The 15403-nt window shown below is 62.8% G+C and carries 16 protein-coding genes; 2 read left to right on the top strand and 14 right to left on the bottom strand.

The features are described from left to right. Positions 1 to 11: 11 nt before the first annotated feature. The 7 genes from LHFGNBLO_RS13195 to LHFGNBLO_RS13165 form a co-directional block, all read right to left on the bottom strand. A complete protein-coding gene (locus LHFGNBLO_RS13195; RefSeq protein WP_258607953.1) occupies positions 12 to 1154 on the bottom strand; it encodes a Gfo/Idh/MocA family protein in 1143 nt (380 codons plus the stop codon). An 11-nt stretch (positions 1155 to 1165) separates the two neighbouring features. Continuing rightward, positions 1166 to 1912 carry a sugar phosphate isomerase/epimerase family protein gene (locus LHFGNBLO_RS13190; RefSeq protein WP_258607951.1) on the bottom strand — a complete coding sequence of 249 codons (747 nt, stop codon included), beginning with the start codon at positions 1910 to 1912 and terminating at the stop codon, positions 1166 to 1168. A 38-nt stretch (positions 1913 to 1950) separates the two neighbouring features. Further along, entirely contained in the window at positions 1951 to 3051 is a 1101-nt protein-coding gene (locus tag LHFGNBLO_RS13185; protein ID WP_258607950.1) for an ABC transporter ATP-binding protein, read from the bottom strand. Positions 3052 to 3056: 5 nt separating this feature from the next. Further along, complete coding sequence (locus tag LHFGNBLO_RS13180; protein ID WP_258607948.1) at positions 3057 to 3992, bottom strand: carbohydrate ABC transporter permease; 936 nt, start codon at positions 3990 to 3992, stop codon at positions 3057 to 3059. Continuing rightward, complete coding sequence (locus LHFGNBLO_RS13175) at positions 3989 to 4879, bottom strand: carbohydrate ABC transporter permease (protein ID WP_258607946.1); 891 nt, start codon at positions 4877 to 4879, stop codon at positions 3989 to 3991. Before LHFGNBLO_RS13175 ends, LHFGNBLO_RS13180 begins: the two co-directional genes overlap by 4 nt. 178 nt (positions 4880 to 5057) lie before the next feature. Then, the gene (locus LHFGNBLO_RS13170) at positions 5058 to 6314 is read right to left on the bottom strand and encodes an ABC transporter substrate-binding protein (protein WP_258607944.1); all 1257 of its coding nucleotides are present in this window, start codon (positions 6312 to 6314) and stop codon (positions 5058 to 5060) included. A 26-nt stretch (positions 6315 to 6340) separates the two neighbouring features. After that, entirely contained in the window at positions 6341 to 6697 is a 357-nt protein-coding gene (locus LHFGNBLO_RS13165) for a hypothetical protein (protein WP_258607941.1), read from the bottom strand. Between the two features lie 36 nt (positions 6698 to 6733). Between LHFGNBLO_RS13165 and LHFGNBLO_RS13160 the strand changes: the two genes are divergently transcribed. Next, positions 6734 to 7777 (top strand): LacI family DNA-binding transcriptional regulator, encoded by a 1044-nt coding sequence (locus LHFGNBLO_RS13160; RefSeq protein WP_258607939.1) that lies wholly within the window; start codon positions 6734 to 6736, stop codon positions 7775 to 7777. Here the strand turns inward: LHFGNBLO_RS13160 and gndA are convergent. The 7 genes from gndA to LHFGNBLO_RS13125 form a co-directional block, all read right to left on the bottom strand. Further along, a complete protein-coding gene (gndA, locus tag LHFGNBLO_RS13155; protein WP_258607937.1) occupies positions 7774 to 9201 on the bottom strand; it encodes an NADP-dependent phosphogluconate dehydrogenase in 1428 nt (475 codons plus the stop codon). The genes LHFGNBLO_RS13160 and gndA overlap by 4 nt on opposite strands. 147 nt (positions 9202 to 9348) lie before the next feature. After that, positions 9349 to 10986 carry a copper resistance CopC/CopD family protein gene (locus LHFGNBLO_RS13150; RefSeq protein WP_258607935.1) on the bottom strand — a complete coding sequence of 546 codons (1638 nt, stop codon included), beginning with the start codon at positions 10984 to 10986 and terminating at the stop codon, positions 9349 to 9351. Between the two features lie 55 nt (positions 10987 to 11041). Further along, positions 11042 to 11560 (bottom strand): YcnI family protein, encoded by a 519-nt coding sequence (locus LHFGNBLO_RS13145; protein WP_258607933.1) that lies wholly within the window; start codon positions 11558 to 11560, stop codon positions 11042 to 11044. A 37-nt stretch (positions 11561 to 11597) separates the two neighbouring features. Then, complete coding sequence (locus tag LHFGNBLO_RS13140; protein ID WP_258607930.1) at positions 11598 to 12149, bottom strand: copper chaperone PCu(A)C; 552 nt, start codon at positions 12147 to 12149, stop codon at positions 11598 to 11600. A gap of 97 nt (positions 12150 to 12246) precedes the next feature. Beyond that, positions 12247 to 12603, bottom strand: coding sequence for a DUF2946 family protein (locus tag LHFGNBLO_RS13135; protein WP_258607928.1), 357 nt, complete (start codon positions 12601 to 12603; stop codon positions 12247 to 12249). 94 nt (positions 12604 to 12697) lie between these two features. Next, positions 12698 to 13624 (bottom strand): GntR family transcriptional regulator, encoded by a 927-nt coding sequence (locus tag LHFGNBLO_RS13130; protein ID WP_258607926.1) that lies wholly within the window; start codon positions 13622 to 13624, stop codon positions 12698 to 12700. A gap of 61 nt (positions 13625 to 13685) precedes the next feature. Then, on the bottom strand, positions 13686 to 13913 hold the full coding sequence (locus LHFGNBLO_RS13125) for a hypothetical protein (RefSeq protein ID WP_258607925.1): 228 nt from the start codon (positions 13911 to 13913) through the stop codon (positions 13686 to 13688). On the opposite strand from LHFGNBLO_RS13125, the gene LHFGNBLO_RS13120 reads away from it, so the two are divergent. Beyond that, entirely contained in the window at positions 13894 to 15399 is a 1506-nt protein-coding gene (locus LHFGNBLO_RS13120; protein ID WP_258607923.1) for a UxaA family hydrolase, read from the top strand. The two genes, LHFGNBLO_RS13125 and LHFGNBLO_RS13120, sit on opposite strands and share 20 nt — an antisense overlap. Positions 15400 to 15403: the final 4 nt, after the last annotated feature.

The raw sequence follows: 15403 nt of genomic DNA, 5'->3' as shown, positions 1-15403 counted from the left end.
CCCGTTTTATCTCATTTCTTCTTCGCCAACAGCCCTTTCGCATCCGTGACGCCAAGTGCGGCTGGTCGCTCGCACGTGGTCTGCATGGCAACGAACTTCCCGGTCTCGCCCGACCGCAACAGGCCGGTCATCACATCGACGGCGTGCAGCGCCAACTCCATCGAGCAACGGTGCGGCCGGCCTTCCGCTATCGCCAGCGCCATATCGGCCAGGCCGGCGGTGCGATAGTTGGCCATCATGCCGTTTGAATGCATCTCGTTGGGAACGCCGAACGGGTGCGGCCATTTCGGCGATTTCTTGACCGGCTTGGCCGCTTCGGTGAAGCGCACGTTGCCGCCGAAGAAGTTGGGGTCGGGCACGAACACCGTGCCTGCCTCGCCATAGAGCTCCATCGGCGCATGGCCGTGGCTCCAGACGTCCCAGCTGGTATTGAGCGTCACCACGGCGCCATTCTCGAATTCCATCAAGCCGTGGATTGTGGTTGGGGTGGCGACCGGAATTTTCTCACCCGCGCGCGGCTTCGATGAAATGGTGCGTTCCTTGGCCGGGATCGAGGCGAAGGCCGCGACCTGCTTAACCGGGCCGATCAGCTGTATCAGGTTGGTGATGTAGTAGGGTCCGATGTCGAGCACCGGGCCTGCGCCCGGCTGGAAGAAAAAGTCGGGGTTGGGATGCCAATGCTCCATGCCGTGGCTCATCACATGGCAAGTGCCGCTGGTGATGTTGCCGACGACGCCGGTGTCGATCAGATTGCGAACGAGCTGGTGCGCGCCGCCGAGGAAAGTGTCGGGCGCCGAGCCGATGCGCAGGCCCTTTTTCTCCGCTCGCTTCTTCAGGTCGAGCCCTTCCTTGATCGAAAGCACGAATGGCTTTTCCGAATAGACATGCTTGCCGGCGTCGAGGATCTGCTTCGACACCTCATAGTGAACCGCCGGAATGGTGAGGTTGACGATGATGTCGATGTCGTCCGCCTTGAGCAGCCCGTCGACCGTCTCGGCGCGCAGCTTGAACTCCTTCGCCCGCGCCTTCGCCGCATCCATGTTGATGTCGGCGCAGGCGCGCATCTCGATGCCGCGAAACAGCGGCGCCAACGAGAAATACGCCTTCGAGATGTTGCCGCAGCCGATGACGCCAATACCAAGTTTCTTTGCCATGCTGATTGCTCCTAGTAGGTCTTGGCGGCGGCGATCGAACGACGGGCGAAACGCTCGATGTCGTTGGGGTTGTCCTGTTCCATGACGTAGTATTTGGCGGCGCTGTTGGCGCGCAACGCCTTGATCAGGCCGGCCCAGTCGATCGTCCCGTGGCCGACATCCGACCAGCCGTCTTCATCCAGGCCCTCGCCGGGCTTGGCCATATCCTTGACGTGGACGGCAACGATGCTCTTGCCGTGCTTCTCGATCCACGGCAGCGGATCGACGCCGCCGCGCACAACCCAGGCCACGTCCATCTCCCAGCCGATGTCGGGTGCTGAAGACAGGATGTGGTCCTGCGGCACCGAGCCATCGGCGAGCTTCTTGAATTCGAAATCATGGTTGTGCCAGGCAAAGCCGTAGCCGGCCTTTTTTGCCGTATCACCGACCTTGGCCAGGCGGGCGCCGAAATCGCGCCAGCCGGCAGCGTCGGTCGGCCGCTGGTCGGGCATCAGATATGGGCAGATGAGCAGGGTGACGCCAAGCGCGTCGGCGATTTTGCGCACGCCGTCAAAATCCTTTTCGAGCGCATCGATCGAGAAATGCCCTGTCGGCATGGCGAGCCCGTTCTTGTCGAGTTCGGCGCGAAACGCCTTCGGATCGTCATAGACGCCGCCGAACCCTTCGACCTCCTTGTAGCCGAGTTTGCCAAGCGTCTTGAGCACACCCTCCCAGGGCTGGAAATTGCGGGCGCTGTAAAGTTGGAATGACCAGTTCATCGTCTCTGTCCGTTTCTTTGGAGATGGAGTCTTGGGAGTCAAATACGGTTGCCGGTTGCGGCGTCGAACAGCGAGGCACGCGCCGGATCGAAGCCGATCCGGATCGGATCGCCGTTGTGGAGCGTTTTTTCCGCCTCGACGCGGAAGGATAGATTGTGGCCACCGAGCTTCGTCCACACCAGCGTGTCCGAGCCCATCGGCTCGACGATCTCGACGGTTCCGTCAGTGGAGAACGGCATCGACCCGGCCGCCTCGCCGAGAGCGATGTGTTCGGGCCGTATGCCGAACACGCAAGGCCCGCCGCGACGGCCATTGTCGCCATCGAAGACATAGCGGTCGAGCGCGACTGAGACGCCGTCGGTCTTGAACACCGGACCGGCGCCGACCTGCAGCTCACCGTCCAGGAAATTCATCGCCGGCGAACCGAGGAACCCGGCAACGAAGCGGTTGACCGGCCGGTTGTAGATCGTCTGCGGCGCGTCGAGCTGCTGGATGACGCCGCCGCGCATGACCGCGATGCGGTCGGCCAGAGTCATCGCCTCGATCTGGTCGTGGGTGACGTAGATCATGGTGTTCCGCAGCTTGCGATGCAGCAGCTTTATCTCGACGCGCAGTTCCGCGCGCAGTTTGGCGTCGAGATTGGAGAGCGGCTCATCGAACAGGAAGACATCGACATCGCGCACCAGCGCCCGCCCGATCGCCACGCGCTGGCGCTGGCCGCCCGAAAGCGCGGCAGGCTTGCGCTGCAGCAGTGGCTCGATCTGCAGGATTTCGGCGGCCCGCGCGATTCGCTTGGCAATTTCGTCCCTGGGCGTGCCGGCGACCCGCAAGCCGAAGGACAGGTTCTTCTCCACCGTCATCTGTGGATAGAGCGCATAGGACTGGAACACCATGCCGATGCCGCGATCCTTGGGCTCTTCCCAGGTGACGTTCTTGCCCTTGATGAAGATGCGGCCTTCCGAAACGTCGAGCAGGCCGGCAATGCAGTTGAGCAAGGTCGACTTGCCACAACCGGACGGGCCGAGCAGCACGACGAATTCGCCCTCGGCGACATCGAGATTGAGCGTCTGCAGCACCGTCACCGCGCCGAAATTCAGCGACAGGTCCTGGATCGAAACGCTGGTACCGTTCTGCGCCATATCCACTAGCCTTTCACCGCGCCAGCGGCGATGCCGCGCACGAACCATCTTCCGGAGACGAAGTAGATGACCAGAGGCACCGCCGCCGTCAGGATGGTCGCCGCCATGTTGACATTGTACTCCCTCACGCCGGTCGTGGTGTTGACGATGTTGTTGAGCTGCACCGTCATTGGCCAGTTGGGTCGCCCGGCAAACACGACGCCGAACAGGAAGTCGTTCCAGATGCCGGTCACCTGCAGGATGACGGCGACGACAGTGATCGGCACCGACATCGGCAGCATGATGTAGAAAAAGATACGCCAAAAACCCGCACCGTCGACACGCGCTGCCTTGAACAGCTCAACCGGTATTGCCGCGTAGAAGTTGCGGAATAGCAGGGTCAGGATGGGCATTCCGAAGATCGTGTGCACGATGATGATGCCAGGCAGGGACGCGAAAAGTCCCACCGAACTCAACCCGATGATCAATGGATAGATCACGACCTGATAGGGCACGAAGGCGCCAAACACGAGCAACCCAAAGAGCACGTTGGCGCCCTTGTATGGCCAGAAGGTCAGCGCGTAGCCGTTGATAGACGCGCAGATGATCGAGATGACCACGCTTGGGAGGGTGATCTTCACCGAATTGTAAAAGCCTGGACTAAGGCCGTTGCAGTCGCGACCGGTGCAAGCATGGAGCCAGGCGTCGGCCCAGGGCTGAAAGGTCGGCTCGCCGGGAAGGTTGAAAAGATGTCCCAGCCTGATCTCCGGCATCCCCTTCAGCGATGTGACGATCATGATGTAGACCGGGATGAGGAAGAAGAGAGCCGCAACGACCAGGAAAGCATAAATGCCGATTCGGCCGGCCGATACCTGTCGCGGTTTCGGCCCGAAGGGCCCCACGCCAGCCTGACCCAGCGCGTCCTGGACAGGTTGAGTTGCGGTGATCTCACCGGCGGTCATGCGCCCACTTCCCGATTTCGCCGCCATAATACAATTCCGCCGAAAGCCAGCACGACCAGGACCGGCAGCAGCATCATCGTTGCCGCAGCCATACCTTGGCCAACGTTCTGCCGGACTGTGATGAGCTGGATGACGTAGACTGCCGGCATGGATGTGGCGATGCCAGGACCTCCGCCGGTCATGGCAATAACCAGGTCGTAGACACGCACGACGCTTACGCACTGGAGAACGAAGGCGGTGGCGAAAGCACCCTTCATCATGGGCGCCACGATGGAAAAGTGCGTGCGCCATGTTGGGATGCCGTCGACCCTTGCCGCTTTCCAGATTTCCTCGTCAACGCCGCGCAGACCGGCAAGCAGGATCGCCATTGTCACGCCCGAGCCCTGCCAGATGCCCGCCACGACCAGCGCGTATATCGCAGTCTCGGCATTGACCAGCGGGGCGAAGCTGAAGCTCGACCAGCCCCAGTTGCGGAGCGCTTCCTGCAGCCCGAGGTTGGGGTCGAGCGCCCATTGCCACACGAGTCCTGTGACGATCAGCGACATGGCGAAAGGATAAAGGAAGATCGAGCGGAACAGATCCTCCTGGCGGATGCGCTGGTCCATGAAAACGGCGAGCAGGTAGCCGAACACCATGTTGCAGGTGATGGACATCAGGCCGAAGAACCAGATGTTGTTGACCGAGACGAGCCAGCGGCTATCGGCCCAAAGGCGCCTGTACTGCGCCAGACCGACGAAATCATAGGTGGGGAAGAGCTTCGAACTGGTGAAAGACCACAGCACCGAGAAGCCGATGCCGATCACGAACACGCCGACGGCAACGAGAATCATCGGTATCGTCCCGATGACGGCGGGCAGGTGAAATCTGCGCCTCCAGCTCTTCTGCATCGTCCGTCTTTCTCCGCTTGCGCCGAAAGTCAGCGCTGTCCGAACCACCGGGCTCCGGACCGCCGCAGCTTCCCGTCCTGCGATTGTCAGCCCGTCGCCAGGAAAAGGACTTCCGGTCGGGTCGGAACGCGACAGGGGCGCCGCCGCAAGGGCGGCGCCCCTGGGTTCTGATCGGTTCCTAGTCGGAATTGCCGATGACAGTCGCGAACTTCGCAGTGGCGTCGTCAGCCGTCATGGAGTCGTCTGCGAAGAATTGCGCGACGAGCTCATTGATCTGCTGGTTCGTGTTCTCGGTGATGAACCGGTTCGTCGCAGTGACGATGTTGGCCGGATCTTCCACCGCTTTCAGGGACTTCTGCATGCATGGATCGGCCGACGACATGTCGACATCGCCACGCACGGGCATGGAACCCTTGGCGTTGTTGAAGGCGACCTGAACCTCCGGGCTGATAAGGAGCGCCGCAAGGCGCTTCTGCGCTGCTTCGACATCCGGATTGTCCTGCTTGAAGAAGAGGATGATGTCGCCGTCGGTGCTGACCACCGGCTTGTCCTCGTTCAGGCCGATCATGCAGCCGAAATCCTTGACTCCGGTCATGCCGGCGGCCGCGAACTCGCCCCGCGCCCAGTCGCCCATCACCTGAAGTCCGGCCTTGCCGGTGATCACCAGGTTGGTGGTGTCGTTCCAGTTGCGGTTGGCGTAGCCGTTGTCGGTGAACTGCTTCAACGCCCTGAGCTGCGTGAAGACGCCTTTCATCTCGGGGCCGCCGGCAATTTCGGCGCTCTTGTCGGTATACATCTTGTCGCGCTGGGCGACACCGAGAGCCGCGGTAACCATGTCCTGGAAGAGCAACTGGATCTGCCAGCCGTTTCCGTCGCCGCCGATGGCGAAGGGAATGAGGCCAGCCTCCTTGATCTTCGGCGCGGCCGCGATGAAATCGGCCAGGTTCTTCGGCTCTGGCACGCCCGCTTTCTCGAAGACCGGCTTGGAGTACCAGGCCCAGTAGTTGGAATGAATGTTGACCGGAACGCACCACCAGTGGCCGTCAACGAGGCAGGCGCTGCCGATCGCCTTCGGGCGAATGACCTCATCCCATTTGCCGGCGGTCGCGACGTCCGTGAGGTCGAGCAGCTTCCCGCCCGAAATCAGTTCCTCGTACTGCCGACCGGGATTGAACTGGGCGGCGCCGGGCGGGTCCCCGCCGAGCACGCGCTGCATCACGGTGGAGCGGGCGGTTTCGCCGAGAGCGATGGCGCTGTCCACCCACTTGTCGCCGTGGCCGTCATTGTCAAAGGCCTTTGCGAACTGCGAGACCGCCGCCGACTCGCCCTTCGACGTCCACCAGTGAATCACTTCAAGATCGGTCGCGGCCGCCGGACCGGCGAACTGCAGCGCGACCGTCGCTGCCAGCGCAGCGGTCATAAGTTGATATCGCATTTCGGTTCCTCCCAGAATCTGAAACGTTACAGATTTTCGATACGGCAATTGCGCCGGGTGCGCAACCCCTTGGATAAAGGCCGGCTGATATTTTTTCGAGCCGCGAACAAATTCACTCGGGCCTCACGAGCCTTGCTGCACCGCAATATGCGCAACTGCAATGCAAACCTGATACTGCAACGCATGAAAGCCGGCAAAAGGCCAATCGAGACGTCGCGTCCGCTGGTTTTCAGCGGTTTTTCCACAAAAAGACGCGCAGCGCCTTTCAAGCTCCTCGCATCGACTTGGAGCAACGGCGGTGGCAACCTGTAACGTTTCAGTATATTGAGGCTCCCATCCGGGGGAGAGTCGTGATGCGCCGCGATGCCGGTGATTGCCGGCATGGCCGGCGAATGCTATGCGCCTGACGGGGCGGGATGATGGACAGAGATCAAACGGGCAAGGACGACGAAGCGTCGGCACAAGAGCGACCGACGCTGAAGACGCTCGCCTTCATGACCGGGCTGGGCGTCACCACCGTGTCGCGTGCGCTCAAGGACGCGCCCGAGATTGGCGCCGAGACCAGGCGGCGTGTCCAGCTCGTCGCCAGGCAGATCGGCTACCGACCGAACCGAGCCGGTGTGCGCCTGCGGACCGGCAAGACCAATGTCGTCAGTCTCGTGCTCAACACCGAGCGGGAGATCATGAGCTTTGTCTCGGACATTATCTATGGCGTCTCGGAAGTCATCGCCGATACGCCCTATCACCTGATTGTCACGCCCTATTCGCGCTCGCAGGATCCCCTGGATCCCATACGCTATCTGGTGGAAACCGGTTCCGCCGACGGCATCATCATTTCGCGCACGCAGCCGAATGATCCGAGGGCCCGTTACCTGCTGGAACGCGGCATACCCTTTGCCACGCATGGCCGTACCGAAATGGGGTTGATCCACCCTTACCATGACTTCGACAATTACGCATTCGCGGCCGAGGCGGTGCGCCATTTGGCGGGCCTCGGCCGCCGCAGGCTCGCTCTTCTGACGCCGCCCGTCGGCCTGACCTATCACGGCCACACGGTGAACGGTTTTGCTGATGCGCTAAGCGAGGTCGGCGTCAGCGAGGTGCCGTTCAACACCGTTTCGATCGACCATTCGATCGAGCAGATCAGGATGCGGACGGCGCAATTGATGCAGCGCAAGGACCGACCCGACGGTTTCGTCAGCAGCGCCGCCGCCGCGACGCTCGCCATCGTCGCCGGCATCGAGGACGCCGGCCTCAAGCTCGGCCGTGATGTCGATGTCGTGTCGAAGCAGTCGTCGGACCTGCTGCATCTGTTCCGGCGCGAATTGCTGGTCGTCAACGAGAACTTCCGGCTGGCCGGCTCCGAGCTCGCCCGCTCGGTGCTCGGCTGGATCGGTGGCGCCGCCCCCGGTTCCTTGCAGTCGCTCAGCCTGCCTGGCGAGGTTGTCGCCTATCAAGGTTAGCCGGCAGCGCCGCTGCCCCAAGGCCCATGGAATGCGCCCGGCCCATCGATGCGCTCGAAGCCATGCGCGCCGAAGAAGTCGCGCTGCGCCTGGATCAGGTTCGAAGTGCCGCGGCCCTGACGATAGCTGTCGAAATAGGCGAGTGCGGATGACAGCGCCGGCACCGGGGCGCCGGCCTCCGATGCCCTTGCCACGACGCGCCGCAGCGACGGATGCGCCTCCTGCATCATGGCGATGAAGGCAGGCGCCATCAGAAGATTGGTGGAAGCGCTGCCCTTGCCGAAGGCCTCGGCCATGGTGTCCAGCATTTGCGAGCGGATGATGCAGCCGGCCCGCCAGATCTTGGCGATGGTCGGCATCGGCAGGTTCCAGTTGAATTCCTTCGACGCACCACTCATCACCGCGAAGCCTTGCGCGTAGGCGGCGATCTTGCCGGCGAACAGCGCCAGCTCCAGGTCTTTGAGCAGCGCGGCCTTGTCTCCGGCAATCTTGGTCACGCCGCTATTGCCGTAGGCCTTTTCGGCGGCCACGCGCTCGTCCTTGATCGACGACAGCACGCGCGCGGCTACCGCCGCCTCGATTGCTGTCGCCGGAATTCCCAGCTGCTGCGCCTCGATGACCGACCACTTGCCGGTGCCCTTCTGGCCGGCACGGTCTACGATGATGTCGACCATCGGCTTGCCGGTCTTCGGATCGTCGGCGGCAAGCACCTTGGCGGTGATCTCGATCAGATAGGAGTTGAGGCGACCCTTGTTCCAATCGGAAAAAACAGTGCCGATCTCCTTCGGCCCCATGCCAAGCCCGTCACGCAAGATGCCGTAGATTTCGCCAATCATCTGCATATCGGCATATTCGATGCCGTTGTGGATGGTCTTGACGAAATGACCGGCGCCGTCGGTGCCGAGCCACGCCGCACAGGGTTCGTCCTTGAACTTTGCGGAGATGGCGGTCAGCACCTTCTCGACGCGTTTCCAGGACTCTTCGGTGCCGCCGACCATGATCGACGGGCCGTGGCGTGCGCCCTCCTCGCCGCCGGACACGCCCATGCCGATGAAGGTGAGATCCGAGCCGGAAAGCTCTGAGAAGCGCCGCATCGTGTCGCGGAAATTGGCGTTGCCGGCATCGATGACGATGTCGTTGGCCGACAGCACGCCGCGCAGCGCCGCGATCTGTTCGTCGACCGGCTTGCCGGCCAGCACCATGATGATGATCGGGCGCGGCGGCCGTATCGCGGCGGCAAGCTCCTCCAGGCTGTAGCAGGGCACCACCATGTTCTTCAGCGCGCCGGCATTCTCGACAAACGCATCGGTCCGCGCCTTGGTGCGGTTGAAGACGGCGATGCGGTGCCCCTTCTCGGCAATGTTGAGCGCCAGGTTGGAGCCCATCGTGCCAAGGCCGATCAGGCCGATTTCGGCTTTTTCCATCGTTTCTTCCCTGCTTTCGGATCTTTTTGTTGAGGTCGCGATTTTGCCGGGATGATTGACGGGCCTTTCGGGCCGCGTCAACCGCCTCGCCAAATTGTGTTGCGGAGATTGCTCGCAGAGTTTTGCGAGGGGATCGGAATCCAGCCGTTACGGCCTGATGTCGATCGGCGCTTCGATCTTCACGATATCGAAGTCCGAGACCAGGATATCGATCCGCGCCGTCCATCGGCCGGAAACCGGAATGACAAGGTCGTCAACGCGCCAGGTGCCGTCGCCGGGCTTTGTCGCTGGACGCTTTAGCGGCTCGATGCCGGAATCAGGCTTTGACAGCACCAGCGTGACTTGTTTGGCGTCGAGCGGGCCAAAGTCGCCGGTCATGATGACGATGGTGGCGGCAACCGGTCCGGTATGGCCGGGCGTGATGCTGAGGTCGGCCATCGCCTTCGATGTGTGGATATGGATCGATGCCGGTTGCGCCGCGGCAATTGCCAGCGCGCGTGGCGGCGGCGTGAAGCGCCAGCCGGCGGTAACGCCGAAGATCGCCAGCACGATCAGCACTTCGATGCCGATCGAGCGGACCAGCCTCCGCTGCACCTCCGTCTCGCCCGCTTCGGCAGGGGCAGTGAGTTTCCAGCGGTTGATTGCGGCGAGCGTGAAGAGAAAGAGCAGCAGCGCCAGCTTGATCAGCAGCAGCCGGCCATAGGCGGTGTCGACCAGCGCTGCAGGCGTCTGCACCTGGATAACGGCCAGCACGATGCCGGCTGCTGCAAGCACCACCACGACATAGGTGATCGCTCGCGAGAACCGGCGCAGGAACGGTGCGGCCTCGGCCGGCTGTTGCCTCAGGGCAAGACCGAGCGGCAGCAGCGCGCCGGCCCAGAAGGCGATGCCGGCACCGTGCAGAAACACCATCGGCCACGTCAGCCATTGCGGTTCGGCAGCGCTGGCGTGCCCACTGGCGGCAAGGGCCGCACCGACACCGGCCAGACCGGCAAGGGCGAACAGTTTTGCATGTCGCCTGGGCCCGACCAGCGACAGCAGCCCAAGCCCCAGCGCCATCAGTGCGATCAGCACCGTCCAGCCGAAGCTGGTAGCGAGCGCGGTCTGCCAGATGTTCGGCTGCAACAGCCGGGCGAGCGGCGCGCCGAGAGCATCCAGCCCCTGCAAGCCAAGCGACAGCGGCGCCGCGACCAGTCCGCACAGGATTGCGGCAATGACCAAGTGCTGGCCGGAACGACCGCCCTGCGTCAGCCAGGCCAGTGCAAAGGCACCGCCGACGCCGAGAAAGAGGCCGATGTAGAGAAACACCTTGCCGATCCAGATCGCCGACCGGAGCCCCTGGTCGACGGCTTCCGACACAGCCGGCGCCTCGCTCGGTGCGCCGATGGAGAACAGCACCGAGCCGCCGACCGGATGGCCATCGGCGGAAATCACCCGCCAGCTCAGCACATGCGTGCCGGACTTCAGCACCTGCTGACTGTCGATTTCGATCGTCTGGTCACTGAGCCGAAATGCGGTCAGCGGGACCGGCGTGCCATCGGGCCGCACCAGGGTCAGCACCAGTGGCGACACCGGCTCGCTGAAGGTCAGCGAGAACTGCGACGGGCTCTGGGCCAGCACCGCACCATCGGCCGGGTCGGCCTTGAGGAGCGCCGCATGGGCGAAGGCCTGATTGGGAGCAGCGATGATGGCAAGCAGCATGAGCGCGGCCAGCATGCCAACGGCAAGCCGACCGGCACATTTGCCGGTCGTGCAGACCATCCGCAGGAAGGTTGTCGCGCTCATGTCACCGCCACAAGGACCGCGGCGCGCTCTTGAACAGAGCGCGCCGTCAACCAGATCACTTCTTCGGCAGCAACTTGATGCCGGGCGCCGGAAACTCCAGTGCCTCCTCGTCTTGACCGGCAGCCGGAATCTCGATCCAGCGTTCAGCGACGCCATCGCATTCCTGCACCACCGGAAAGTAGAGCATCTCACCGGCCGGCAGGTCCGCCGCCAGTGTCCCGCGGAACACGAACTCGTCGTAGAACTCGTCCGGCAGGCTGCCGCCGCTCCAGTCGACTTCCTTGACGCCCGATGTCACCGCCTGGCCGTAAAGCTGGTAGGATTTCTCGTATTTGCCCTGCTTGGCCTGCAGCGTCCAACCCGGCTTCGGCATCGGCTTCACCGAAATCACCCCTTCCGGGATCTGCACGCGCACGGCGGTCGTCGCCTTGCCGTCGCAGCCATGCGGCACGCGAAGGATCGCCTTGTAGGTCGAGCCGACCGCTGCCTCCTGTGTTTCGAGCGTGATGTGGGCGAAGGCTGTACCCGTCCCCAGGAAGAGAAACGCGCCGGCGGACAAAAGATATTTTTTCATGATGGTCTCACTTGAAATCTTGATTGGCAAAAATTGGTCAGTGGTTGTCTTCTTGAGGCGCCGGGCTGCCGATGGCCTGCACAGCGAATTCGACTTTCACCGCCCCAGCCTTGTCGAAGGTCAGCGTGGCCGCAAACATCTCACCTTGCTTGGGCGGCTGCTTCAAATCCATGAACATCAGGTGATAGCCGCCGGGGGCCAGAGCGACCTTGCCGCCGGCCGGAATTTCGAGACCGCCGGTGACCGGCCGCATGGTCATGACACCGTCCTTCACGCCCATCTCATGCAGTTCGGCCTTGGCCGAAATGTCGGAGGCAATAGACAAAAGACGATCCGACGAACTGCCGGTGTTGGTGATGGTCAAATAGCCGCCGGCCACCTTGGCGCCGGCCGGCGTGGCACGCGACCAGGGATGCTCGATCTTGATATCGCCGGCCTTGAACTCATGCGCGAAGACGCCTTGGGCGCTGACGAACAGAAGAGCAAGGGCGAATACGGCGATGGCGAGTTGCGCCTCTAAGCTTCGCAAAAAGGGATTGTTACGGCCGGGCGCAAACACGCGCGCGGCGGAAGGAAAGGAATTGGACATGGTGGCTCCATGAATACAGGCCGCGCCGTTGGCCGGTCGCGAGCGGCTTAGATTGTTGGATGAATGCGTCCGCAAAAGGTTCCGCGAAACGAACGGTTCAGGCCGTCACCGGCGGCGCGCGCGGGTTCGACGGAGAGCGGTCGCGGGGAAAATCGAGATGCCTGAACGCCGGCACGACAAAGGCGACGGCTTCGAATGAAAGGCTGCGGGGCAGTGCGTGGGCAGCGGGCGGTGGCACATAGGCGGCCGAGGCCATGTTGCAGCCAAGCAGGCAGCATGCCGGCATGTGTTGCCGATGCGGATCGCCGCCGGGAAGCTGGGCGGCACCCTCATGGGTGCAGATGACGTTACCGAAGGCGTCGAGTTGTGAAGCATTCGGCCCGATGCCGAAGGCGAAGGCGCCAAGCGCCGACTGGAGCAACAGCAAATAGGCCGCGGCGAACGCGACCGGCATGCTCCATCGTCTCCGCCGGATATTCAAAGACTTGCCTCTTCACGCAGCAACGGCAGATACCTAGCACGCGGCCGGTGGGCAGAAAATCGCCAAATCACCGCTGCGGCAACGCAGCGCGATCAGAGGCATTGCGTCCGCTGGCTTCGGGGATCGAGGTCAGCAGCGTGTGGCGCGCCGACTTCAGGTGCTTGCGACAGGCGGCATCGACCTTGCCGAGATCGCGCGATTTGAGCGCCTCAATATAGACCAGGTGCTCTGCGACCGCCACTTCGTTGCGCTCGCGCTCCTGAGCCTTGTTCCACTGGTAGTGATAGTGGAAGATCATGGCGATCACGTCGTAGAAATCGACGATGAAGCGGTTGAGCGATGCGCGGTGAATCAGCCGGTGAAAGCGCTCATCGAGCTCCGAGAATTCGTTGAAGCGCGTGGCAATCTCACCCGCCAGCACACGGTGCTCGTCTTCCAGGCGATCGAGATCGGCCCAGACCGGGCTGTCTTCCGGCAGGGCGGCAAAGGCAGCCGCCGAGCGCAATTCGAACATCTCGCGGATTTCGGTCAGTTCCAGCGCGAAGGCGCGGGTAAAGCCTTTCAGTACCCAGTGGCTGTTGCGACGCTTCTCGATCAGGCCGAAGCGGGAAAAGCGGATCAGGAATTCGCGAACGCTGGTGGTGCCGACGCCGATCTCGCGCGCCAGCTCGAGTTCGTTGATCTGCATGCCGGCCTCGGCGCCGCCGGCAAGCAGCCGCCGCATGAAGGAGCGCTCGATGATCTGCGCCAGCGTGTCGGTCTCTTCCTCAGGGAAAAAATCGTCCGGACGAGGCGCGCGCAAAACCGTCTTGGCACGCTTGTTCCAAGCGATCAGCCCTGTCTCTTCCATGCGCGCAAGAATGGTGCGGACGGTCGTGCGGCTGACGCCGAGCAGCGTGCCCAGCTCCGGCTCCGACGGCAGGCTCTTCGTTTCATCGAGCAGCCGCAGGCAGCGGTTGTAGGCGTCCTTGTAGACGTTGTTGCTCTTCGACATCCCCTGCCCCGTTGCGCGCCGGCGCTTGCAGCCAGCTTGAGCGCGATATGACAGATATTTCCTAGCGCATCACCCCGAAAATGGAATCGCCGCGGAAAGCATCATGCGCGATTCTAGCTTTGGTTGCAGCGCCGTTTGCGCCCAAAGACGCGCGACCCTCATGAAAAAACAATTGACGCAAAAATGTTTTTTCACGATAAAAGACATTATCCGTTAACAGGCGTGTGTCAATCCGCTCGCGCATCCCAGGAACACCCAGGAAACTGCCCGTGAACCCCTCAAACAGCATTCTTCTGTCTCCCGCCGACAATGTCGCGGTCGCCAATGGCCGCATCGAGATTGGCACCGTGCTGCCGGGTGGCGCCGTCGCCACTGCGTTGATCGAGCCTGGCCACAAAGTGGCGATCAAGTCGATTGCCGCCGGTTCCGCCGTGGTCAAATACGCCCAGGCGATCGGCCGCGCCACGCAGGACATCGCGCCGGGCGAGCATGTTCATTCGCACAATCTGGTCTTCGAATCCGGGCGCTTGCCGGTGGTGCCGCCGAGCGAAGCCGTGCACGAGACTGAAGCTGACCGCGCCCGCACCTTCATGGGCTATCGTCGTGCGGACGGCCGCGCCGGCACGCGCAACTTCATCGGCATCGTCGCCAGCGTCAATTGCTCGGCCACCGTCTGCCACGCCATTGCGGACCAGGCGAACCGCGACCTCCTGCCAAAATATCCCGGCATCGACGGCTTCGTTCCCATCGTCCACGGCCAGGGCTGCGGCATGAGCGGCACCGGCGACGGCATGATGGTGCTGCACCGCACGCTGGCTGGCTATGCCCGCCATCCGAATTTCGGCGGCGTGCTGATGGTTGGGCTTGGCTGCGAAGTCAACCAGCTTACCCTTTACGGCCAGAAGGGCGTCGCCGCGGGAAAACGCCATTTCAACATCCAGGACGCCGGCGGCTCACGCAAATCGGTCGAGAAGGCAATGCTGGTGCTGGCCGAAATCGCCGAGGAAGTCGGCCAACTGCAGCGTGAGCCGATCCCGGTCAGCGAGATCGTCGTTGGCCTGCAATGCGGCGGTTCCGACGGCATGTCCGGCATCACCGCCAATCCGGCGCTGGGCGCCGCCGTCGATATCCTCGCCGGTGTCGGTGGCATCGGCATCCTCTCCGAGACGACGGAAATCTACGGCGCCGAGCACCTGCTCGCCTATCGCGCCGCGACCCCGGAAATCGCCGCCAAGCTCGATGGCTTTGTGAAATGGTGGGAAGACCACGTCGCCAAGCACGGCGCCTCCATCGACAACAATCCCTCACCCGGCAACAAGCGCGGCGGCCTGACCACCATCCTGGAAAAGTCGCTGGGCGCGGTGGCCAAGGGCGGCCAGACGCCGCTCAACGGCGTCTTCGGCTATGCCGAGAAGGTCACCGGGCACGGGCTGGTGTTCATGGATACGCCCGGCTACGACCCGGTTTCGGCCACCGGCCAGGTTGCCGGCGGCGCCAATGTCATCGTCTTTACCACCGGGCGCGGCTCCTGCTTCGGCTGCCGGCCGACGCCGTCGATCAAGGTCGCCAGCAACTCGACCATGTATCACACCATGGAAGAGGACATGGACGTGAACTGCGGCGTCATCGCCTCGGGCGAAAAGACCATCGCCGGCATGGGCCGCGAGATCTTCGAACTGATCGTCGAGACGGCTTCGGGCCGCAAGACCAAGAGCGAGGCGTTCGGCTACGGCGACAACGAGTTCGTGCCCTGGCATCTCGGAGCGACTCTGTAGGCAC

The organism is Mesorhizobium sp. AR10, assembly GCF_024746795.1.
In the GTDB taxonomy this organism is placed as follows: Bacteria; Pseudomonadota; Alphaproteobacteria; order Rhizobiales; family Rhizobiaceae; genus Mesorhizobium.
Note: the sequence above shows the minus strand (reverse complement) of the source record. Positions and strands in the feature narration are given on the sequence as shown.

What these genes read in the sequence shown, in the direction of transcription:
- LHFGNBLO_RS13195 (WP_258607953.1), bottom strand. Translation starts at nt 1,154, where the DNA reads ATGGCAAAGAAACTTGGTATTGGCGTCATCGGCTGCGGCAACATCTCG.
- LHFGNBLO_RS13190 (WP_258607951.1), bottom strand. Translation starts at nt 1,912, where the DNA reads ATGAACTGGTCATTCCAACTTTACAGCGCCCGCAATTTCCAGCCCTGG.
- LHFGNBLO_RS13185 (WP_258607950.1), bottom strand. Translation starts at nt 3,051, where the DNA reads ATGGCGCAGAACGGTACCAGCGTTTCGATCCAGGACCTGTCGCTGAAT.
- LHFGNBLO_RS13180 (WP_258607948.1), bottom strand. Translation starts at nt 3,992, where the DNA reads ATGACCGCCGGTGAGATCACCGCAACTCAACCTGTCCAGGACGCGCTG.
- LHFGNBLO_RS13175 (WP_258607946.1), bottom strand. Translation starts at nt 4,879, where the DNA reads ATGCAGAAGAGCTGGAGGCGCAGATTTCACCTGCCCGCCGTCATCGGG.
- LHFGNBLO_RS13170 (WP_258607944.1), bottom strand. Translation starts at nt 6,314, where the DNA reads ATGCGATATCAACTTATGACCGCTGCGCTGGCAGCGACGGTCGCGCTG.
- LHFGNBLO_RS13165 (WP_258607941.1), bottom strand. Translation starts at nt 6,697, where the DNA reads ATGCCGGCAATCACCGGCATCGCGGCGCATCACGACTCTCCCCCGGAT.
- LHFGNBLO_RS13160 (WP_258607939.1), top strand. Translation starts at nt 6,734, where the DNA reads ATGGACAGAGATCAAACGGGCAAGGACGACGAAGCGTCGGCACAAGAG.
- gndA (WP_258607937.1), bottom strand. Translation starts at nt 9,201, where the DNA reads ATGGAAAAAGCCGAAATCGGCCTGATCGGCCTTGGCACGATGGGCTCC.
- LHFGNBLO_RS13150 (WP_258607935.1), bottom strand. Translation starts at nt 10,986, where the DNA reads ATGAGCGCGACAACCTTCCTGCGGATGGTCTGCACGACCGGCAAATGT.
- LHFGNBLO_RS13145 (WP_258607933.1), bottom strand. Translation starts at nt 11,560, where the DNA reads ATGAAAAAATATCTTTTGTCCGCCGGCGCGTTTCTCTTCCTGGGGACG.
- LHFGNBLO_RS13140 (WP_258607930.1), bottom strand. Translation starts at nt 12,149, where the DNA reads ATGTCCAATTCCTTTCCTTCCGCCGCGCGCGTGTTTGCGCCCGGCCGT.
- LHFGNBLO_RS13135 (WP_258607928.1), bottom strand. Translation starts at nt 12,603, where the DNA reads ATGCCGGTCGCGTTCGCCGCGGCCTATTTGCTGTTGCTCCAGTCGGCG.
- LHFGNBLO_RS13130 (WP_258607926.1), bottom strand. Translation starts at nt 13,624, where the DNA reads ATGTCGAAGAGCAACAACGTCTACAAGGACGCCTACAACCGCTGCCTG.
- LHFGNBLO_RS13125 (WP_258607925.1), bottom strand. Translation starts at nt 13,913, where the DNA reads ATGCTGTTTGAGGGGTTCACGGGCAGTTTCCTGGGTGTTCCTGGGATG.